This window comes from Streptomyces sp. NPDC006450 (assembly GCF_040612195.1).
In the GTDB taxonomy this organism is placed as follows: domain Bacteria; phylum Actinomycetota; class Actinomycetes; order Streptomycetales; family Streptomycetaceae; genus Streptomyces.
Window position 1 is genome coordinate 1 of the sequence record NZ_JBEXPT010000024.1, and the last position, 20369, is coordinate 20369.

At 69.7% G+C, this 20369-nt stretch carries 19 protein-coding genes; 11 read left to right on the plus strand and 8 right to left on the minus strand.

Annotated elements, in window-relative coordinates; translation table 11 throughout:
• Window positions 1-108: 108 nt before the first annotated feature.
• Both ABZY57_RS11040 and ABZY57_RS11045 read right to left on the minus strand, forming a co-directional pair.
• Complete coding sequence (locus ABZY57_RS11040) at window positions 109-597, minus strand: glutathione peroxidase (RefSeq protein ID WP_356510447.1); 489 nt, start codon at window positions 595-597, stop codon at window positions 109-111.
• Window positions 598-639: 42 nt separating this feature from the next.
• The gene (locus ABZY57_RS11045) at window positions 640-1560 is read right to left on the minus strand and encodes a hypothetical protein (protein WP_356510449.1); all 921 of its coding nucleotides are present in this window, start codon (window positions 1558-1560) and stop codon (window positions 640-642) included.
• Window positions 1561-1817: 257 nt separating this feature from the next.
• Between ABZY57_RS11045 and gcl the strand changes: the two genes are divergently transcribed.
• Together gcl and ABZY57_RS11055 are read left to right on the plus strand one after the other, a co-directional pair.
• Window positions 1818-3608 (plus strand): glyoxylate carboligase, encoded by a 1791-nt coding sequence (gene gcl / locus ABZY57_RS11050; protein WP_356510451.1) that lies wholly within the window; start codon window positions 1818-1820, stop codon window positions 3606-3608.
• A gap of 267 nt (window positions 3609-3875) precedes the next feature.
• Window positions 3876-4025, plus strand: a complete 150-nt coding sequence (locus ABZY57_RS11055; RefSeq protein ID WP_356510453.1) for a hypothetical protein — start codon at window positions 3876-3878, stop codon at window positions 4023-4025.
• A 673-nt stretch (window positions 4026-4698) separates the two neighbouring features.
• Here the strand turns inward: ABZY57_RS11055 and ABZY57_RS11060 are convergent.
• From ABZY57_RS11060 to ABZY57_RS11070, 3 genes are all read right to left on the minus strand, one after another.
• The gene (locus tag ABZY57_RS11060; RefSeq protein WP_356510553.1) at window positions 4699-6156 is read right to left on the minus strand and encodes a catalase; all 1458 of its coding nucleotides are present in this window, start codon (window positions 6154-6156) and stop codon (window positions 4699-4701) included.
• Window positions 6157-6400: 244 nt separating this feature from the next.
• Window positions 6401-7300, minus strand: a complete 900-nt coding sequence (locus ABZY57_RS11065; protein WP_356510455.1) for a 2-hydroxy-3-oxopropionate reductase — start codon at window positions 7298-7300, stop codon at window positions 6401-6403.
• A 73-nt stretch (window positions 7301-7373) separates the two neighbouring features.
• Window positions 7374-8207 carry a TIM barrel protein gene (locus ABZY57_RS11070; protein ID WP_254381172.1) on the minus strand — a complete coding sequence of 278 codons (834 nt, stop codon included), beginning with the start codon at window positions 8205-8207 and terminating at the stop codon, window positions 7374-7376.
• Window positions 8208-8388: 181 nt separating this feature from the next.
• Between ABZY57_RS11070 and ABZY57_RS11075 the strand changes: the two genes are divergently transcribed.
• The 7 genes from ABZY57_RS11075 to ABZY57_RS11105 all read left to right on the plus strand — a co-directional run bounded on the left by ABZY57_RS11075 (window position 8389) and on the right by ABZY57_RS11105 (window position 14494).
• Window positions 8389-8640, plus strand: a complete 252-nt coding sequence (locus ABZY57_RS11075; protein ID WP_356510457.1) for a hypothetical protein — start codon at window positions 8389-8391, stop codon at window positions 8638-8640.
• The gene (locus tag ABZY57_RS11080) at window positions 8637-9035 is read left to right on the plus strand and encodes a helix-turn-helix domain-containing protein (RefSeq protein WP_356510459.1); all 399 of its coding nucleotides are present in this window, start codon (window positions 8637-8639) and stop codon (window positions 9033-9035) included. Before ABZY57_RS11075 ends, ABZY57_RS11080 begins: the two co-directional genes overlap by 4 nt.
• A gap of 154 nt (window positions 9036-9189) precedes the next feature.
• A complete protein-coding gene (gene uraD, locus ABZY57_RS11085; protein ID WP_356510460.1) occupies window positions 9190-9705 on the plus strand; it encodes a 2-oxo-4-hydroxy-4-carboxy-5-ureidoimidazoline decarboxylase in 516 nt (171 codons plus the stop codon).
• A gap of 8 nt (window positions 9706-9713) precedes the next feature.
• Complete coding sequence (uraH, locus tag ABZY57_RS11090) at window positions 9714-10121, plus strand: hydroxyisourate hydrolase (RefSeq protein WP_356510462.1); 408 nt, start codon at window positions 9714-9716, stop codon at window positions 10119-10121.
• A 1-nt stretch (window position 10122) separates the two neighbouring features.
• Window positions 10123-11046, plus strand: a complete 924-nt coding sequence (gene pucL / locus ABZY57_RS11095; RefSeq protein WP_254381168.1) for a factor-independent urate hydroxylase — start codon at window positions 10123-10125, stop codon at window positions 11044-11046.
• Between the two features lie 217 nt (window positions 11047-11263).
• On the plus strand, window positions 11264-12667 hold the full coding sequence (locus ABZY57_RS11100; protein WP_356510464.1) for an 8-oxoguanine deaminase: 1404 nt from the start codon (window positions 11264-11266) through the stop codon (window positions 12665-12667).
• Between the two features lie 420 nt (window positions 12668-13087).
• Entirely contained in the window at window positions 13088-14494 is a 1407-nt protein-coding gene (locus ABZY57_RS11105; protein ID WP_356510555.1) for a nucleobase:cation symporter-2 family protein, read from the plus strand.
• A 156-nt stretch (window positions 14495-14650) separates the two neighbouring features.
• On the opposite strand, the gene ABZY57_RS11110 is transcribed toward ABZY57_RS11105, so the two are convergent.
• Window positions 14651-15721: an Lrp/AsnC family transcriptional regulator gene (locus ABZY57_RS11110; protein WP_356510466.1), complete on the minus strand. Its 1071-nt coding sequence runs from the start codon at window positions 15719-15721 to the stop codon at window positions 14651-14653.
• A gap of 139 nt (window positions 15722-15860) precedes the next feature.
• On the opposite strand from ABZY57_RS11110, the gene ABZY57_RS11115 reads away from it, so the two are divergent.
• Complete coding sequence (locus ABZY57_RS11115) at window positions 15861-17879, plus strand: hypothetical protein (RefSeq protein WP_356510468.1); 2019 nt, start codon at window positions 15861-15863, stop codon at window positions 17877-17879.
• Between the two features lie 4 nt (window positions 17880-17883).
• On the opposite strand, the gene ABZY57_RS11120 is transcribed toward ABZY57_RS11115, so the two are convergent.
• Window positions 17884-18477 carry a 3'-5' exoribonuclease gene (locus tag ABZY57_RS11120; RefSeq protein ID WP_356510470.1) on the minus strand — a complete coding sequence of 198 codons (594 nt, stop codon included), beginning with the start codon at window positions 18475-18477 and terminating at the stop codon, window positions 17884-17886.
• Between the two features lie 188 nt (window positions 18478-18665).
• On the opposite strand from ABZY57_RS11120, the gene ABZY57_RS11125 reads away from it, so the two are divergent.
• Complete coding sequence (locus tag ABZY57_RS11125) at window positions 18666-19055, plus strand: VOC family protein (protein ID WP_356510472.1); 390 nt, start codon at window positions 18666-18668, stop codon at window positions 19053-19055.
• A gap of 62 nt (window positions 19056-19117) precedes the next feature.
• On the opposite strand, the gene ABZY57_RS11130 is transcribed toward ABZY57_RS11125, so the two are convergent.
• Complete coding sequence (locus ABZY57_RS11130) at window positions 19118-20305, minus strand: hypothetical protein (protein ID WP_356510473.1); 1188 nt, start codon at window positions 20303-20305, stop codon at window positions 19118-19120.
• Window positions 20306-20369 lie beyond the last annotated feature (64 nt).

The window sequence follows — 20369 nt, forward strand, 5'->3', positions numbered from 1 at the left end:
CGGGGGGGGGCTCGGTTCCCTCTAGCCCGGGGGGCGGCGCGCCTGCTCGCCCGGCGGCGGGTGCTCGGGGGTCCCGCCCGACCCGCCCCCCGGCCCTCAGGTGGTGCTCTAGGCAGGCAGCAGGGCCTCGATCGCCGCGATGACCTCGGCGGACTCGGGCTCCGTGCGCGGGCGGAAGCGGGCCACGACCTCGCCCGCGGGGGAGATCAGGAACTTCTCGAAGTTCCAGGTGATGTCACCGGCCTCGCCCTCGGCGTCCGGGACCTTCACCAGCTCCTCGTAGAGCGGGTGCCGGTTCTCGCCGTTGACGTCGGTCTTCTCCAGCATCGGGAAGGTGACGCCGAAGCCGGCGGCGCAGAACGTCTGGATGTCTTCGGCGTTGCCCGGCTCCTGCCCGCCGAACTGGTTGCACGGCACACCGATGACGGTGAAGCCCTTCTCCTCGTACGTGAACTGCAGACGGGCCAGGCCCGAGTACTGAGGGGTGAGACCGCACTGCGAGGCGGTGTTCACGAGCAGGATCGCCTTGCCCTTGTGCGCGGCGAGGCTGGTGGGCTCGTCGGACAGGGTGGTCAGCGGGATGTCGTACAGGCTCATCAAGCTCTCCTCGGCAGGCAACACACGTAAGACCCCCCGAGCCTAGGCCCCCATGCGGAGAAGGTCCTCCGCCGGGTCGTTGACCGGCTGGGGCATGCCCGTGAGGTCCATGACGAAGAGCGGTATCCCGAGGTCGTCCGCGCGGGCGCGGGCGTCCTCCGTATATCCGGCGAGCGAGAAGTAGACGCTGGTCGCGCAGGCCGTGAGCCCGTTCAGCCAGACGCACTCCACCGCCCGCAGCCCGGCCGGGGCCGTGGTCGGGTCCACCTGGGCGACCAGACCGGGGGCCCGCAGGTCCACCGCCGCCGACGGGATCGGCCGCCCGTCGGGCTGGCGCACGTCCTGGAAGCCGAGCCACCGCAGGTACAGCGCGGCGGTGACCACCGCGTCCCGGGCGGTACGGATGGTCACGGGCCGGAAGGCGGGACGGGGCACCGCGGGGTCGGCCGGACTCGTGCCGCCCGGACTCGTGCCGCCCGGACTCGTGCCGCCCGGGGTGCGCACCGAGTCGTCCAACGGGCCGTGCGGCGGGCCGGGCGCCGGATCGCGTGTCGGGCCGGGGGGTGAAGCGGGTGCCGGAGCCGCGGCAGGCGACCCCGCGGGCCACCCCGGCCGCCCGGGTGTTTCCGCTGCGCGAGGAGGAGTGCGTACATCCCCACCGGAGGCCCTGGCCGAGGGACCGACCCCGCCCGCCGGCTCCAGCGGATGCACCGGAACCAGCACCACCGTCCCGCAGGAGGTGCACCCCACCTCCGGATGCGGCCACTCGCTCTCCCGGCCGCAGGCCTCGCACCGCACCGCGACCCAGCTTTCCGTCCAGGTGCGGTGGGTCAGCTCCCGGGGCGGTGACGTCAGGTCCAGGGGAGGGACGACCGGGTTCCCGCAGGCGCAGGGGAAGACCGGGGCGGCGTAGCCGTTCTCGCGCAGGCACGCCGGGCAGCGCACCGGTACCGCATCCGCCATGAGAACCGGACCCCCTTCGTCGCTGTGCGTAGGCCCATGGTCCACCATCAGCCACCGCAGGGGCGGGCAGACCCCCGATTTTCGGCCGGGCACTGGATTTTCGTACAACTCACTGCCCCATCGGCGGCTTTTGGTGGGTTCCGGGGTGCCGCACCGCCTTGACGTTGTGGGGAGTCGCCGCTTAGCTTGTTCCGTATAGCAGAACAAAACTTCCGGATTACGGAAAAGCCTGACCGCCAGACCCGCAGGAGAACTCGATGCCTCGTATGACAGCCGCCGCCGCTGCAGTGGAGATCCTCAAGCTTGAGGGTGTCGAACAAGCGTTCGGCGTCCCCGGTGCTGCGATCAACCCGTTCTACCGCGAGCTCAAGAACGTGGGCGGGATCGCTCACACGCTGGCCCGCCACGTCGAGGGTGCCTCGCACATGGCCGAGGGGTACACCCGCGCCAAGGCCGGCAACATCGGCGTCTGCATCGGCACCTCGGGCCCGGCCGGCACCGACATGATCACCGGCCTGTACTCCGCGATCGCGGACTCCATCCCGATCCTGTGCATCACCGGTCAGGCTCCGGTCTCGAAGCTCCACAAGGAGGACTTCCAGGCCGTCGACATCGCCTCGATCGCCAAGCCGGTCACCAAGAAGGCGACGACCGTCCTGGAGGCCGCCCAGGTTCCGGGCGTGTTCCAGGAGGCCTTCCACCTGATGCGCTCCGGCCGTCCGGGCCCGGTCCTGATCGACCTCCCGATCGACGTCCAGCTGACCGAGATCGAGTTCGACCCCGAGACCTACACGCCGCTGCCGGTCTACAAGCCGAGCGCCAGCCGCGCCCAGGCCCGCAAGGCCCTGCAGTTCCTGCTCGAGTCCGAGCGTCCGCTGATCGTCGCCGGTGGCGGCATCATCAACGCCGACGCCTCCGACCTGCTGGTCGAATTCGCCGAGCTGACGAACGTCCCGGTCATCTCCACCCTCATGGGCTGGGGCGTCATCCCGGACGACCACGAGCTGGCCGCCGGTATGGTCGGTGTCCAGACCTCGCACCGCTACGGCAACGCGACGTTCCTCGAGTCGGACTTCGTCTTCGGCATCGGCAACCGCTGGGCCAACCGTCACACCGGTTACAACCTCGACGCCTACACCAAGGGCCGCAAGTTCGTCCACGTCGACATCGAGCCGACCCAGATCGGCAAGATCTTCGCCCCGGACTTCGGCATCGCCTCGGACGCCAAGGCGGCCCTGGAGCTCTTCGTCGAGATCGCCAAGGAGCTCAAGGCCGAGGGCAAGCTGCCCGACTTCAGCGCCTGGGCCGCTTCCGCCCAGGAGCGCAAGGCGACGCTGCTGCGTCGCACGCACTTCGACAACATCCCCATGAAGCCGCAGCGCGTCTACGAGGAGATGAACAAGGCGTTCGGCCCCGAGACCCGCTACGTCACCACCATCGGTCTGTCCCAGATCGCCGGTGCGCAGATGCTGCACGTCTACAAGCCGCGCAACTGGATCAACTGCGGCCAGGCCGGCCCCCTCGGCTGGACCATCCCGGCCGCGATCGGTGCCGCCACCGCGGACCCGGAGACCCCGATCGTCGCCCTGTCCGGCGACTACGACTTCCAGTTCATGATCGAGGAGCTGGCGGTCGCCGCCCAGCACAAGGTCCCCTACGTTCACGTCCTCGTGAACAACGCCTACCTGGGTCTGATCCGCCAGGCGCAGGGCGGCCTGGGCATCAACTTCGAGGTCAACCTCGAGTTCGAGAACATCAACACCCCCGAGCTGGGTGTCTACGGTGTCGACCACGTCAAGGTCGCCGAGGGCCTGGGCGTCAAGGCGATCCGCGTCACCGACCCGGACAAGCTGGGCGAGGCCTTCGAGACGGCCAAGAAGTGGGCCCAGGAGCACCAGGTTCCGGTCGTCGTCGAGGCCATCCTCGAGCGCATCACCAACATCTCGATGAGCAAGACCGTCGACATGAGCGACGTCACCGAGTTCGAAGAGATCGCGAGCGAGCAGGGCCACGCCCCGACCGCGCTCCGCAACACGCTGCCCGTCTAGTCCCACCAGGCTGGTCCAGCACCACCGAACGGCCCCCGTCCCTCCTCCAGGAGGAACGGGGGCCGTTCCGCGTTCCCTACGGGCCCCGGGTCCGGGAGCCGTTCCACCGGGCCCGAAAGAACACCCTCGGTCGGCCCCTCGGGGCGCAGGGCGGGCCGGATCGCCGGTGTGGAGCACCTGCGAGGGGAGGACGGCACGGCACGAAGGGCCCGTACCGGGTCCGGCTCCGGGGGAGGGGCACGGACCCGTTCGCGCCGGCTCCGGCCGGTGCCGCTCCAGGCCGTCCAGCAGCGGCTGGGCGAGCTCGGGGTACGCGTACCTCGGCTGCTGCCGCCGGACGACGGCAGGCGGCGGTACGCGGCCGCCGTAGCCGTGGTCGAGCACACCCCCGGCGACGCCCGGCGGACGGAGGAGTAGATCTCCTGGGCGGGGAGGCGGTGCCCGGCCTCGGGAGAGGGGGGAGTACGTCTTCCTCCGTCTGCGCTTCCACGACCGCTACGCGGCCCTGGCGCGGCCCTGCCTCGATCCGTAGAGCCTTCGTCCGTACAGCCTCGAACCCCCACAGTGCCCCCGGGCATGACAAAGAGCCGAGTCACGGGACCGTCCGTGACTCGGCTCTTTGAGTGTGTGTTGCTGATACCGCCCGACGGTACGAGGCTGGCGCGACAGGACGTTCGCACCGCCGGGCGGAGTTGTGGTGGCGTCGGGCGGAACCCGACGGCCGGAGGCCGGCGCAGCCGGCCCGATGCCCGCGGAGCGGTGTGAGGACGGCGTCCAGAAGGGGCCGTTCGCACCGCCGGGCGGAGAGGGTGGGGGAGGTTGTCCTCTCTATACAGGGGGCTCTGTGCGTGGCCCCTGCATAGAGAGGAGTGGTTTGGCTGGGACCGTGGCGAACGGCGACGAGAACTTCGGCTTCGTCTCCCTCAGGTCAAGAGACGGGCCTCGGAACCCATTACCACCGCACTGGCTCGCACGCTCGCCACGGTCCTCGTCCTGCCCTCACCGCGTACCACCCCTCATCCGGGTCCGCGGTTCGGGCTCAGCACCCGGATCCTGACCTCCCGTCAGGATCCCGGTGCAGCTTTTCGGCTCAGGCGTCGCGCAGGGCGCGGACGGCCTCCTCGACGCGCTTGCCGTAGTCGGCGTCCGCGGCGTGGAAGTGAGCCAGGTTCTTCTCGATGACGTCCTCGAGGGTGACCTGAGACAGGCCGCCGGCGATGGTCGCCACCAGACGCTGCTTCTCGGCCTCCGACATCAGGCGGTAGAGCTCACCGGCCTGGAAGAAGTCGTCGTCCTTGGTGTGGGCCGGAGCCTCGTGGGTGCCCGTGTAGCCGGAGACGGCCTTCGGGGCGCCCAGCGCCAGACCGGTCTCGGCCGGACCCTGGTGCGAGTTGGGCTCGTAGTTCTTGTCGTGGCGCGAGCCGTTGCGCAGCGCCATGACACCGTCGCGGCCGTAGTTGTCGGCCTTCGTCGCCTTCGGAGCGTTGACCGGGATCAGGGTGTGGTTCACACCGAGGCGGTAGCGCTGGGCGTCGGCGTACGCGAAGAGACGGCCCTGGAGCATCTTGTCCGGCGAGGCGGTGATGCCCGGGACGAAGTTGTTCGGGGAGAAGGCGGCCTGCTCGACCTCGGCGAAGACGTTGTCCGGGTTGCGGTCGAGGACCAGACGGCCCACGCGCTGCAGCGGGTAGTCGCTGTGCGGCCACACCTTGGTGAGGTCGAACGGGTTGAAGCGGTAGTCGGCGGCCTCGGCGGCCGGCATGACCTGGACGTACAGGGTCCACGAGGGGTTCACACCGCGCTCGATCGCCTGCAGCAGGTCGGTCTGGTGCGAGTTGGCGTCGGAGCCGACGAGCTCGGCGGCCTGCTCGCCCGACAGGCAGCGGATGCCCTGGTTCGTCTTGAAGTGGTACTTGACGAAGAAGGCCTCGCCCTGGGCGTTGGTCCACTGGTACGTGTGGGAGCCGTAGCCGTTCATGTGACGGTACGACGCCGGGATACCGCGGTCACCCATCAGCCAGGTGATCTGGTGCGTCGCCTCGGGGGCGTGGGCCCAGAAGTCCCAGACGTTGTCCGCTTCCTGCTTGCCCGTGAAGGGGTCGCGCTTCTGGGAGTGGATGAAGTCGGGGAACTTGATCGGGTCCTTGATGAAGAACACCGGGGTGTTGTTGCCGACGAGGTCGTAGTTGCCCTCTTCGGTGTAGAACTTCAGCGCGAAGCCGCGCGGGTCGCGGACCGCGTCCGCGCCACCCAGCGAGTCGGCCACGGTGGAGAACCGCAGGAAGGTCTCGGTCTTCTTGCCGACCGTGTTCAGGAACGCGGCGCTGGTGTACGCGGTGACGTCGTCGGTCACCTCGAAGTAGCCGTACGCGGCCGAGCCGCGGGCGTGCACCACGCGCTCCGGGATGCGCTCGCGGTTGAAGCGGGCGAGCTTCTCGAGGAGCTGCTGGTCCTGGATCAGCAGGGGGCCACCGACGCCGGCGGTAGCGGAGTTCTGGTTGTCGGCGACCGGGGCGCCAGACTCGGTCGTCAGCGTGCGCTTCGACATGGTGACCTTCCGTACGGGGAACTGCTGACGGAAATCGTCTTCCGTCATGCGGAACAGCCTAATTTCGGCATGAACTCGACGTCAACAGTTTGTTGAAAGAAAGAGGTGAGGAGAGGTAATCCGGACGGTGCCGGCACTTGGGCGCGACAGGACAGGTGTCAGCACCGGCACCATCCGGAAACTCGGGGCCCCGTGAGCGGGGCGGGTGGCGGCCCTGTGGGCGGGCCGCCTATCGGAGCGGAGCTCAGATCTGGGCGCCGGAGAGGCGCTCGACCGCGCGGAGCAGCGCGGAGTGGTCCAGGCCGCCGTCACCCTGGGCGCGCAGCGAGGCGACCAGCTGGGCGACGACCGCGCCGACCGGGAGGGCCGCACCGACGTTGCGGGCGGCGTCGGTGACGATGCCCATGTCCTTGTGGTGCAGGTCGATCCGGAAACCGGGCTTGAAGTCGCGGTTCAGGAAGTTGGCCTTCTTGCGGGTCAGGACCGTGGAGCCGGCCAGACCGCCGTTGAGCACGTCCAGAGCGGCTTCGAGGTTCACGCCCGACTTCTCGAGGAAGACGACGGCCTCGGCGCACGCCTGGATGTTCACCGCGACGATGAGCTGGTTGGCGGCCTTCACCGTCTGGCCGGAGCCGTGCGGGCCGCACAGGACGATGACCTTGCCGAGGGCCTCGAGGACCGGCAGGGCCTCGTCGAAGTCGGCCTGCTCGCCACCCACCATGATCGACAGGACGGCCTCGATGGCACCGGCCTCGCCACCCGACACCGGGGCGTCGATGACGCGGATGCCCTTGGCAGCGGCGTTCTTCGCCAGGTCGATCGAGGTCTGCGGGGTGATCGACGACATGTCGATGATCAGCGCGCCGGACTTGGCGTTCTCGAGGATGCCGTTCTCGCCGTAGGAGATGGCCTCGACCTGCGGGGAGGCGGGCACCATCGTGATGATGACGTCGGCGTCCTTGACGGCGTCGGCGATCGAACCGGCGGCGGAGCCGCCGGCCGCGGCGAGGCGGTCCAGCTTGTCCTGCTCCAGCGTGAAGCCGGTGACCGAGTAGCCGGCCTTCAGGAGGTTCTCGGCCATGGGGGAGCCCATGATTCCGAGTCCGATCCAGGCGATCGACGGGAGCGCAGTGGGGTTGCTCATGATGAGGTCCTTCTCTTAATGCTTTGTACGAAAAGTTCGTGAAGTGCCTGGCTGATCGCCTGGACTTTGTCCGCTACTTCGCGGCGCGGGCCTCTTCGGGCAGCCACGCGAAGGAGGCGGCGGCGTCGGCGGCCTTGTACTCAAGACCGACAAAGCCCTGGTAGCCGGCCTTCTGGAGCTGGTCGAGCAGCTCTTCGAGGGGCAGCTCGCCGGTGCCGGGGGCACCTCGTCCCGGCTTGTCCGCGATCTGGACGTGCCCGGTCTTGGCGGCGTACTTTTCGATGACCTCGGAGAGGTCCTCATCGTTCATCGCCAGGTGGTACAGGTCGAGCAGGAACTTGGCGTTCCCGAGGCCGGTGGCCTCGTTCACCTTGTCCACTACCTCGATGCCGGCCGGGGCGCTCACCAGCGGGTAGAGCGGCGACTCGGGCTTGTTCAGGGTCTCGATCAGGAGGATCGCGCCGACGCGGTCCGCGGCCTGAGCCGCCACGACCAGGTTCTTCAGCGCGAGCTCGTCCTGAACGGCCGGGTCCACGCCTTCGACGCGGTTGCCGTACAGGGCGTTCAGAGCCTTGCAGCCGACCGAGGCGGCGAAGTCCGCAGCCACGTTGATGTTGGCGTTGAAGCGCTCCGACTCCTCACCGGGAACCGAGACCGCACCGCGGTCCGGCCCCGGCAGCTGGCCGGCGTAGAAGTTCAGGCCCACCAGCTGGGTGCCGGCGTCCTCAAGAGCCTTCTTGAGGGCGTCGAGCTCCTCCTGAGCGGGGGTGGGGGTCTCGATCCAGGGCCACCACAGCTCGACCGCCGTGAAGCCCGCTGCGGCGGCGGCCGCGGGACGCTCCAGGAGCGGGAGTTCCGTGAAGAGGATCGAAAGATTTACATCGAAGCGCTGGTCCGTGTATCCCATGAGGGGTGTGCGCTCCTTCCGTATTGCGGAAGTTAGTTTCTGCCTGATGGAAGACTGCAAGCAGGGCGGCCCGGTTGTCAAGTGCCGCCTCCCGAAAAGTCCGTCCCGCCCGTCGCCCGGCCGCCACCCCTCAAGGAGGCGCTTTCGCGCCGCCCCTCCTGGTCCAGGTAGCTTGAGCGGCGTGCGATTGAGAGTGGAGTTCACGACCGAGCCCTTCGATCTTGAAGAGGCCCCTGCCCATGCCGTAGCCGCTCGCGAGGTCATCCAGACGGCCCAGCTGGACGCGGTGGATGTCGGCCCGTTCGGCAACACTGCCGAGGGGGAGTCCGAGGCGGTGCTGACCGCGGTCGCCGCGCTGCTGCGCAACTCCCTGGAGGCGGGAGCCACGCGCGTCTCGCTCCAGGTCAACGTGATCGGGGAGGAGACGCCATGACCGAGCCCAGGGACCACCCCTTCGTCGCGGCGATCAAGCCGCTGGTGGACGCGATGGGCGGCGAGCTGATGGATCCGTCCCTGGCTCAGCCCGACGACGTCGTGCTCGCCTGGGAGGGGCGGGACCTGCTCGCCGTACGGCTTCCGCAGCTCTCGGACTCGCTGGACCACATCCTGGCGGCGCTGGAGCGCCGGCACGGCGTACCGTTGGCGCAGCTCGACCGGAAGTCCAAGCAGGACGTCGTGCGGATACTGGAGGCGCGCGGCGCCTTCTCGGTCCGGCACGGTGTGGAAACGGTCGCGGGAGCGCTGGGTGTAAGCCGCTTCACGGTCTACAACTACTTGAACAGGGACTCAAACACTCCCAAAGGGTCCAGTGCGACCAACCAGGAGTGAATCCTTATTCACCCACCGTGACGAGCCGCCGCCCAATTCACCCGGGCGGCGGCTTTTGTGTACGGGAAGTTTCAACAAAGTGTTGACGCCGTGTTGTCGAGGGCGTTAGCTATGCGCAGCCCGTCAAAGCAACAACAGGCCACGGAGGCCTACCGTGACTTCGAGTCCGACCCCGGGTCTCACCCGGTTCAACGCCTTGGACGACAGTGCGGCCACGGCCGAACTGCACGAGGTGTGTGCCAGCTCGGCATGGGGCAGCAAGCTGCTCGCCCAGCGCCCCTTCACCAGCGTCGACACCCTGTTCTCCGCGAACGAGGCCGCCATGGCCGAGCTCACCGCGGAGGACCTGGGCGAGGCGATGGGTGGACACGCGCCGATCGGCCGGCCGAAGCCGGGAGACCCGACCTCCGCCCGCGAGCAGCGTGGCATGGCCGGTGCCTCGGAGGAGCTCAAGAACGAGCTCCTCGAACTGAACCTGGCCTACCAGGAGAAGTTCGGCCACGTCTTCCTCATCTGCGCCACCGGTGCGACCGGTGAGTTCATGCGGGACGCGGTCAAGGTCCGGATCGAGAACTCGCCGGAACAGGAGCGGGAAATCGCTCGTGGCGAGCTCGTCAAGATCAACCGGATTCGCCTGACCCGCCTCGTGGAATCCGCAGAAGGAGAGTAGGACCGAGCATGAGCACTGAGACCACCGCGTCGGTGTCCACGCACATCCTGGACACCAGCATCGGAAAGCCCGCCGAAGGCGTCGCGATCTCCCTGTCGGCCCGTACGGGTCTCGACGGCGAGTGGGCGGCCCTGGGCGGCTCCGCCACCGATGCGGACGGGCGCTGCAAGGACCTGCCGGCCCTGCCGGAGGGCACCACCCACGTGCGTCTCGACTTCGAGACCGAGACGTACTTCTCGAATAAGCACAGTTCCAAGAAGCAAGCCGCCGAGGCACAGCAGGACGCCCCCCGCGTAAGGGACAGCGGTGCGTTCTTCCCCGAGGTCACCATCACCTTCGCGGTGAACCCGGGCGAGCACTATCACGTACCGCTGCTGCTCAACCCGTTCGGCTACTCCGTTTACCGAGGGAGCTAGCATGGCCACCATTCTGGGCCAGAACCAGTACGGCAAAGCAGAGAACCGCGTTGTCAAGATCACGCGGGACGGCGACACCCACCACATCAAGGACCTGAACGTCTCGGTCGCCCTCTCGGGTGACATGGACGACGTCCACTACTCCGGCTCGAACGCCAACGTCCTGCCGACGGACACCACCAAGAACACGGTGTACGCGTTTGCCAAGGAGTACGGCATCGAGTCCGCCGAGCAGTTCGGCATCCACCTGGCGCGCTGGTTCGTCAACAGCCAGGAGCCGATCCAGAAGGCCCGCATCCGGATCGAGGAGTACTCCTGGTCCCGGATCGCGACCTCGGACGCGAACTCCAAGTTCATCGGCTCCGACGAGGTGAACCACTCGTTCGTCCGCAACGGCGGCGAGACCCGCGTCACCCAGATCACGTACGACGGCAAGAACTGGGAGGTCATCTCCGGCCTCAAGGACCTGGTCGTCATGAACTCCACGAACTCCGAGTTCTGGGGTTACGTGAAGGACAAGTACACGACCCTGAAGGAAGCGTACGACCGCATCCTCGCCACCCAGGTGTCGGCCCGCTGGCGCTTCAGCTGGTCGGACGACGACCAGCGGATGCCCAACTGGGAGAAGTCCTACGCCGAGACCCGGAAGCACATGCTCCAGGCCTTCGCGGAGACCTACTCCCTGTCGCTGCAGCAGACCCTGTACCAGATGGGTTCGCGCATCATCAACCACCGTTCGGAGATCGACGAGGTTCGCTTCTCGCTCCCGAACAAGCACCACTTCCTCGTCGACCTCGAGCCCTTCGGCCTCAAGAACGACAACGAGGTCTACTTCGCCGCGGACCGCCCGTACGGTCTGATCGAGGCGACGGTCCTCCGCGACGGCGTCGACGCCCGTATCCCCGTGGACATGACCAACCTCTGATGTGGCACGCGCGTCCCGGGGCTCCGCAGTGGCCCCGGGGCGGCGCGACACCGGTCAGCACGTTCAGCACGTACAACACTTTCAACTTCCTGAATCGGCACCCGGACGCACCACACGGGGCGGCAGTACTGTCAGCTGTCAAGGCCCCCGGCTCCGGCACTCAAATCCCCTGGGTTTTGCCGTGCCCGCACCGCCACTGAAAGCACGAGGAAGTCCCATGGCAGCATCGGCAGCCAATGACAGCGCCGTAGAGCGCATCGTCATCGAAAACTGTGCGATTGCGACCGTCGACGCCAACGACACCGAGTACGCCTCGGGTCACGTGGTCGTCGCCGGTAACAAGATCGAGTTCGTCGGCGCGGGCAAGGCCCCCGAGAACCTCGAGAACGTCGTCCGCCGCATCGACGGCACCGGGCACCTCGTGACCCCCGGTCTGGTCAACACGCACCACCACTTCTACCAGTGGATCACGCGTGGTCTGGCCACCGATCACAACCTCTTCAACTGGCTGGTCGCGCTGTACCCGACGTGGGCGCGCATCGACGAGCAGATGACGTACACGGCCGCGCAGGGCTCCCTCGCCGCGATGGCCAAGGGTGGCGTCACCACCGCGATGGACCACCACTACGTCTTCCCCAAGGGCTCGGGCGACCTCTCCGGGTCGATCATCCGCGCCGCGTCCGAGATGGGCGTCCGCTTCACCCTCGCCCGCGGCTCGATGGACCGCAGCGAGAAGGACGGCGGCCTGCCGCCGGACCACGCGGTCGAGACCCTCGAAGGTGCCCTCGCGGACACCGAGGCGACCGTGAAGAAGTACCACGACTCCTCCTTCGACGCGATGACCCAGGTCGCCGTCGCCCCCTGCTCCCCCTTCTCGGTCTCCACCGAGCTGCTGAAGCAGGGCGCCGAGCTGGCCCGCCGCCTGGGTGTGCGCATGCACACGCACGGCTCGGAGACCGTCGAGGAAGAGCAGTTCTGCAAGGAACTGTTCGGGATGGGCCCGACCGACTACTTCGAGTCGACCGGCTGGCTCGGCGAGGACGTGTGGATGGCGCACAGCGTCCACATGAACGACTCCGACATCGCCGCGTTCGCCCGTACCAAGACCGGTGTCGCGCACTGCCCGTCCTCCAACGCCCGTCTGGCCGCCGGCATCGCCCGCGTCCCGGACATGCTCGCCGCCGGTGTCCCGGTCGGCCTCGGCGTGGACGGCACCGCCTCGAACGAGTCCGGTGAGCTGCACACCGAGCTGCGCAACGCGCTGCTCATCAACCGCCTGAACACGGTCCACCGCGAGCGTGCCCTGAACGCCCGCCAGGCCCTGCGCCTCGGTACGTTCGGTGGCGCCCAGGTCCTCGGCCGTGCCTCGAACATCGGTTCGCTCGAGGTCGGCAAGTGCGCCGACCTGGTGCTCTGGAACCTGAACACCTTCCTGCACTCCTCGATCGCCGACCCGGTCACGGCGCTGGTCTTCGGTGCGGCGGCCCCGGTCACCGCGTCGTTCGTCAACGGCAAGCAGATCGTCGAGAACAACCGTCTCCTCTTCGCCGACGAGGACGCCATCGCCGTGTCCACCCGGGAAGAGGCCCAGCGCCTGGCGCGGATCTCCGCGCAGGCCTGATCCCACGGAGTCCGGCCGGGGGGGACGGCCCCCGGCCGGCGGCCGTGGACCCGAGCGGGGTCCGCGGCAGCTGTTCCCGGGTAGCGCCCGAGGATTTTTCCGAGGGCGCCCCGGGGGCGGTGACTCGTGCGGGTTGCTCCGCGGCTCGTGGCACCTGCTCCGTGCAGTTCGTTCCACGTGCTCCGCTGCCCGTGCACCGCGCCGCCGCTACGGCACCTCCAGCTCTCTTCCGACTTCCTGACCGGCGGCCTTCTGGGGCCGCCATCGCGTGGAAACGCCTCGGGCGAATCGTTTCCGCACCCCTTGGGACAAGCATTCGCAGCACCCACAACTCCATACAGGCTCGACTCGCACAGCTTTCGCATCACCTCCCAGACACATCACGTCCCTGCCGACGTGTTAAACAGTTCGGAGGAAGCCGTGGCCCAGGCGCCCAGGTTTCGCAAAGACGCAGTCGCAGTACCGCCAGTCGCTGGCGACGCAGGGGGGAAGCACCCGGTCGACGAGACCTTGCCCCCGCTGAAAATGTTCACCAGCGGTCTCCAGCACGTGGCCGCCATGTACGCGGGTGTAGTCGCCCCGCCCATGATCGTCGGTCCGGCCGTAGGCCTCTCCGCCACCGAGACCGCCTTCCTGATGGGCGCCTCGCTCTTCACCGCAGGCCTCGCCACCCTCCTCCAGACCCTCGGGTTCTGGAAGATCGGCGCCAAACTCCCCTTCGTCAACGGCGTTTCCTTCGCCGGTGTGACCCCGATGATCGCCATCGGAAAGGGCGAGGGCGACAACGCGGTCCCGATCATCTTCGGCGCGATCATCGTCGCCGGAATCCTCGGCTTCTTCGCCGCCCCGTACTTCGGCAGGCTGGTCCGGTTCTTCCCACCGGTCGTCACCGGTACGGTCATCACCCTGATCGGCGTCTCGCTGCTCCCCGTGGCCTTCAACTGGTCGCAGGGCGGGAACAGCACCGCCACCGACTACGGCTCGATGAAGAACATCGCCATGGCCGCCGTCACCCTCGCGATCGTGCTGCTGATGCGCAAGTTCCTGCGCGGCTTCCTCCAGCAGATCTCCATCCTCCTCGGCCTGGTCGTCGGCACGCTCATAGCGCTGCCGCTGGGCATGACGAGCTTCGACGCCGTCCGCAACGCCGATCTCGTGGGCTTCCCGACGCCGTTCCACTTCGGGGCGCCACAGTTCCAGGTCGCCGCGATCATCTCCATGTGCATCGTGATGCTGGTGTGCATGACCGAGTCCACCGCCGACATCCTCGCCCTGGGCAAGATCGTCGGCCGTCCGGCGGACGCGAAGACCATCGAGGGCGGCCTGCGTGCCGACACCCTGGGCAGCGCGCTCAGCCCGCTGTTCAACGGGTTCATGTGCAGTGCCTTCGCGCAGAACATCGGCCTGGTCGCCATGACCAAAGTCCGCAGCCGGTTCGTCGTCGCGGCCGGCGGCGGCATCCTGATCCTGCTCGGGCTGTGTCCCGTCGCCGCCTCCGTCATCGGAGTCGTACCGCTGCCGGTCCTCGGCGGCGCGGGCATCGTCCTCTTCGGCTCGGTGGCCGCCAGCGGCATCCAGACCCTGGCCGGCGCGGCCATGGAGAAGGGCGAGAACGCCCTGATCGTCGCCGCCTCGCTCGGCATCGGCCTGATCCCGATCGCGGCCCCCGGCTTCTACCACGCCTTCCCCGAGGACCTGTTGGTCGTCCTCGACTCCGGCATCAGCACCGGCTGCGTCGTGGCCATCCTGCTGAACCTCGCCTTCAACCACCTCGGTGCCAAGAAGGGATCGGCCTCGGCCGCCCCGGATCCGGTACTGGTGCACTGACCGGGCTGTTCCCGGCCGGTGCGCGCGATACGGCGGTGCGTACGTCACCCACTGCGGGGTTGGCGTCCGCACCGCCGTACGCGTCTTCGGCTCCGCGGGTGATGTGGCGGGCGGCTCCGGCCGAGGTTCCCGGGGCTCCGCCCCGGCCCCCGCGCCTCACACGCCGGCGAGGCTGGATTCAGGCACCGGGTCCGACCAGATGTCCGGGGAGACCGTGCGCACGCGGTGGCCGCGGCGGTCCAGTTCCTGGGCCTCCGACTTGCGGACCTGCAGGGACACCGCCGAGTCCGTGATGCGCAGGCCCGGCAGCCTTCGGGTGAGCTCCGCCGTGTAGCGCGAGAGGTCCTCCACCGTGCGCAGCCGGGCGCTGATCATGAAGTTGCAGGGGCCGCTGACGGACATGCAGATACGGGTCTCGCGCAGCCCCGCGGCGACCGCCGCGCAGTCGGCGAGCTCGAACTCCGAGGCCTCGGCCCACAGCGTCGCCGACACCGGCCAGCCCGACAGCCCGGCGGCCAGCGCGCAGCTGTAGCGCAGGCTCTGTCCGCCCTCCAGCCGCGCCAGCCGGCGCCGTACGGTCGACTCGCTCATCCCGGACTCACGGGCCAGCGAGGCCACGCTGCGCCGGGCGTCCGAGGCCAGGGCCAGGACCAGCGGCCGGTCCTCCTCCTGGAGCGGCGCCACCGCCGCACGGTCCGGGGCGCCGTGAGCCGCCGGCCGCCGGGTCCGGTGGGTCAGCTGCCCGATCTGTGCCGGGGTGAGCTGGTCCAGGCGCCAGCGGTCGGGGGCGTAGTGCACCGCCGTCACCATCGAGGTGCGGGTGCCGACGACGCCCGGGATCCGCTGTACCCGGGAGGACAGGTAGGAGTACAACGCCGGCAGGTCGGGCACCGCCACGAAGACGAGCAGGTCCCGGCCCCCGGTGATGTGCTCCACCCCCAGGGCGTGCGGATCCGCCACGAGCTCGTTCCCCACCGAGGGCGAGGTGCCCGCCCCGCACGTGACCTCGACCCACGCCATGCAGGGCTTCGTGACGCCGGTGCGCAGCCCGAGTCCGCTCAGCCACGCCTCGCCGGACCCGGTGAGCCGCTCCCAGCGGCGTGCGAGGGTGTCCGGGCGCGCGCCGAGGACCGGACCCAGCAGTTCCCAGCTCGCTCGTGGTGCGAGCTGAAGTGCGTGAACCAGTGCCCGGTCCGTGTCGTCGATGGCGGAAATGGCCGAGTTCATACCCTCCCCTTGGTGGTTCTCCCGGTCGGCGGCGGGACGACGGGATGATGAGCCGATCATCTCTCTTTGTGCGTTCAACTGTTGACCACGCCACGGTGGGCCCGGCGGCGCGCACGTGTCGGACACAGCAGGAGGATGTGTGGGGGAGGCCGGCTCGGGCGTGCGGCAGGCGGTGCCCGCCGAACTGTCGAGCTTCATCGGGCGGGAGCGGGAACTCACCGCCCTCGCCTCCCTGCTCGCGACGCAACGCCTGGTCACGCTCACCGGACCGGCCGGCATCGGCAAGACCCGGCTCGCGGTGCGCACCGTCCGCACCCTCGGCGACAGGGACGGCCTGGACGCCGTCTGGGCGGAGCTCGGGGCCCTGCCCGAGCGGTGCTGTGCCCGTCTGGGAACGGAGCTCGCGGACCGCCTCGCGGGACGGGAGGCGCTGCTCGTGCTCGACGGCTGCGAACAGCTCGGGGAGGCCGGCGCGGAACTCGCGGCCGAGCTGCTGCGGCGCCTGCCGGGGCTGCGCATTCTGGCCACGTCGCAGCGGCGGCTGCGGATCTCCGGGGAAGCGGTGCTCGCGGTACCGCCGCTCTCGGTGCCGACCGCGCCCTGCGTACCGCCGTTGCTCCCGGCGCCGCCCGTCCTGCCGGGGCAGGCCGAGCCCGACCCCACCCGGCGGTTCCCGGTGGCCGACGTCGCCGGCTATGCGGCCGTACGGCTCTTCGAGGAGCGGGCGCGCGGCGCCGACCCCTTCTTCGAGCTGACCGACCGCAACGCGGGCGCCGTGGCCGCGCTGTGCCGGGCGCTCGACGGGATCCCCGGCGCACTGGAGCTCGCGGCGGGGCGCTCCCACCAGTACGCGCCCGCGCAGGCGCTCCGCAGACTCGGCTCCGACCCGCTGGGCTTCCTCGCCGGCGGCGCCGGCCGCAGCACCCGGGTCGACGCCGAACGCTCGCTGCGGCTGGCCTCGCCCGCCGAACGGCTCCTCTGGGAGCGCCTCTCCGTCTTCGCGGGCTCCTTCGACCGGGCGGCCGTCGCCGAGGTGTGCGGCTTCGGGGCGCTCACGCCGGACACCGCCGTCGAGGCACTGCTCCGGCTGGCCCCGGGCCTGCTCGCGGACGCCGGGCCGGGCCGCTACCGGCTTCCCCTGTCCGTACGGGCGTACGCGGCCCGGCGGCTCGCGCACGGATCCGCCGGGGACGGCGCGACGACGGCCCGGCGCCACCGCGAGCGCTGCCGGGTGGTGGCGGAGCGAGCCGCGCAGCTGTGGCGCGCCGGCGCGCAGCGGGAAGCGCGCGCCCTCGCCCTGCGGGAACTCCCCGAGCTGCGCACGGCGATGAACCCGCTCGCCGCCGGGGGGCCGGGCGCGGCCCTGGAGATCGCGGTGTCCCTGTGGTTCCTGTGGTCCGCGTGCGGGATGGCGGCGGAGGGGCGCAGGCACGTGGAACGGGCCCTGGCCGTGCACCCCGCGCCCCGGCCCTCCCGGGCGCTGTGGCTCGCGGCCTGGCTGGTCGCCGCCTTCGGCGAGTCCGACGGCGCCGACCCGCTGCTGGTGGAGGCGTGGACCGAGGCCGTGCACGAGGGGGAGGACGCCTGCCTGGCCTACCTCGCGCACCTGCGCGGCACGATCGCGCTGTGGGAGGACCGGTACGAGGACGCCGCTGCGGAGTACCGGGAGGGCCTCGAACTCCTGCCGGCCGATCCCGAGTTCGGCCCCGGCCGCGAAGCCCTGCGGGCCGCGCACACCGTGGCTGTCGCCCGTACGGACCCGGCCTCGGTCCCGGTCGGGGACGCTCCGCCGGACGGCCCGGCCGATCTGTGGGCCCACTCCTGGGTGAGCTGCGCCCACGCCCTGGTCCAGCGCCACGAGGGCCGCCCGGGCCGGGCCCGTACCGAACTGCTGAGCGCGCTGCGGACCCAGTTCGCGCTGGACGACACGCTCGGGCAGGCCTTCTCGGTGGAACTCCTCGCCGAACTGGAGGCGGACCAGGGCCGCTACGCCGAAGCCGCCCGGCTCCTCGGTGCGGGGTCCCGCACCCGCCCGCGCGCGGCCCCGGCCCCCCGTGTCCAGCACACGGTCCGGATGCGCCTCACCGCGCAGGCCTTCCGTGCGGCCTACACCTCCGGCGCCCGGACGCCGCTGCGCGAACTGCTGCCGGAGCTCTGACCGGTCAGGGCGTCCACAGCATCAGGTTGCTCATCAGCTCGGCCTGCTCGATGGCGTCGTCGAGGGCATGGTGGGTGTGGCGGCGCCGGGAGAGCAGTTCGCGGGGCATCCGGCCCTTGACGGCGGCGCGCAGCGGTACCCGGGCCTTGGTGGCGTAGAGGGTCTTCATGTCCAGGCATCCGGAGTGGCCGAAGGGGCTGTCCCCGCCGAACCGCATCAAGTACCAGTAGAGGAAGGTCCAGTCGAAGGAGGCCGGGTAGCCGCACATCACGGGCTGCGCGCCGGCCTCCGCGGCCAGTTCGCGGAGCCAGGCGCGGAACTCGGCCATGGCCGCCGCCGGATCCGCGCCCTCCCGGAGGAGCCTGTCGCGGTCCAGCCCGCTGACGGCGAGGGCCTCGGCCACGTACGCGTCGCTGATCGGCCGCAGCTCCCGGTAGAAGGTCTGCCGCTCCGGATCGGCGGCCGTATACACGTCACCGTCCTGCCGGCCGGCGACCGCGGCCCCGAAGCTGATCATCGAGTAGGGCCCGGGAATGGGCCCGTCGGCCTCGATGTCGACGGAGATGTAGAGACTGGGACGTGCGGTACGGGCTGCCATGCGCGCGAGCATGCCAGGCCGTACGGCGGCGCACACCGGGATTTCGCGCTGCGGGCACGCACGGTAGTCGCACTGCCCGCACTGCCCGCACTGCCCGCACCGCCCGTGCGGCGGCGGCTGCCGGTCGACGGCCGCCGTGGCCGGGGGGAGGATGGAAAGCGGGGCCGCCTCGCATCGAAGGATCGGTCATGTTCGAAGACGGCAATGCATACAGCGGATTCTCGGTCGATGACCTGGGGAAGGCGAAGCAGTTCTACGGCGGCACGCTCGGGCTCCGCGTCACCGAGGAAGAGGACATGCCGCATCTGCAACTGCACCTCGCGGGCGGCGCGGTGGTGCTGATCTACCCGAAGGAGAACCACGAGCCGGCGAGCTTCACGATTCTCAATTTCCCCGTGGACGACATCGACCGGGCGGTCGACGAACTCGCCGCGCGGGGTGTCCGCTTCGAGCGCTACGAAGGATTCGAGGCCGACGACAGAGGCATCGTCCGCCACACCACACCCGGAACGCCGTCCATCGCCTGGTTCAAGGATCCGGCGGGCAACATCCTGTCGGTCCTCAACGAATCCGCGTAGTACGCACCCCACCGCGGCGAGGCCGGAAGGGCCAGGCCGCGGCGGATCGGTACGACGCAACCCTACGGAGCCGGGGTCAGGTACATCCCGCTCTGGTCGGCCCCGGCGGTGTTCTTGCAGCCGAAGCCCGAACTCGCCGGCTGTGCCACGGCCAGCGCCAGACAGCGCCCGGCCGCGAGCTGCCCGAAGTAGTTCGGGTGCATGGACTCCTGGACCAGTCCCTGCGTCTCGCTGCTGTCGATCCAGCGCGCCCACTCGCTGGTCCTCGCCGAGGCCGGCGCCGCGGTGGTCACCTGCTTGCTGGCCTTCGCGCACACCTCGCGCCCCTGCATCATGTCCTTCAGGTCCAGGAACTGCACGCCCTTGGCCGCGGCGACCGCCTTGAGCCGCCCGGCGATCTGCGGCACGAGCGAGTCCCGCGCCCAGTCGGAGTCCTTGTTCCAGAAGGGACACCCACCGGTGTTGAGCCGGCTCCAGTCGCTCTGGGTGTACCGGTTCTCCGTGCCGCGCGGGATCGGCGACGGGTAGGACTGCAGCACGATCCGGTACGAGGAGTCCGCGTACCCGGCGCCGCGCATGACGGCCCGCACCTCGTCCACGGACTTGCCGACGCCGGCCATGACCCCGTCGATCTTCTGGTCCACGTCCCACTGCTGGTCGTCGTAGCAGTAGGAGTTCCAGAGCACGAAGTCGTATGCGCACTCCTTGATGATGTCGGCGAAGCCGAGGTCGTTGCCGCCGATGGACAGGGCGATGACCTTGACGTCGTGGCTCGCGGCCACGGCGGCGAGCTGATCGGCCTGCGGGGCCTCGCCCTTGAAGGCGACGCCTCCGTTGGAGGCGCGGAACACGTTCTGCGAGACCGCCCCGGAGCAGGCCAGGTTGATCGCGACATCGGCGATGGCCCCGGCGCTCTTCACCTCGGCCGAGTCCGACCGGTGGCAGCCGCCGGCGGTGGCCCCGTAGACCTTGCCGGGGTCGTAGCTGCTGCCGCTCACCCAGGCCCGGTCCGTCCCGGTCCGGTTCCCGCTGTTGGTCAGGCTGTTGCCCTTCCAGCGCCCGGCTTCCCCGGAGATGTAGCTGTCGCCGAGGGAGACCACGGCGGTGGGTCCGTTCCCCGGCCCGGCCACGGCCGTCCCGGCCCCTCCGGCGACCAGGGCCCCGGCGCCGAGGGCCGCCGCCATCCCGATCCCGGCCAGTCGTCGCACCCGACGGGCCCGGTCCATGCTGTCCCTGCGCAATCCGATCACTGCGGAACTCCTGCGGTCGGCCATGCGCAGGCCGGGAACAACTCCGGCGCATGGCGGGGTAAGT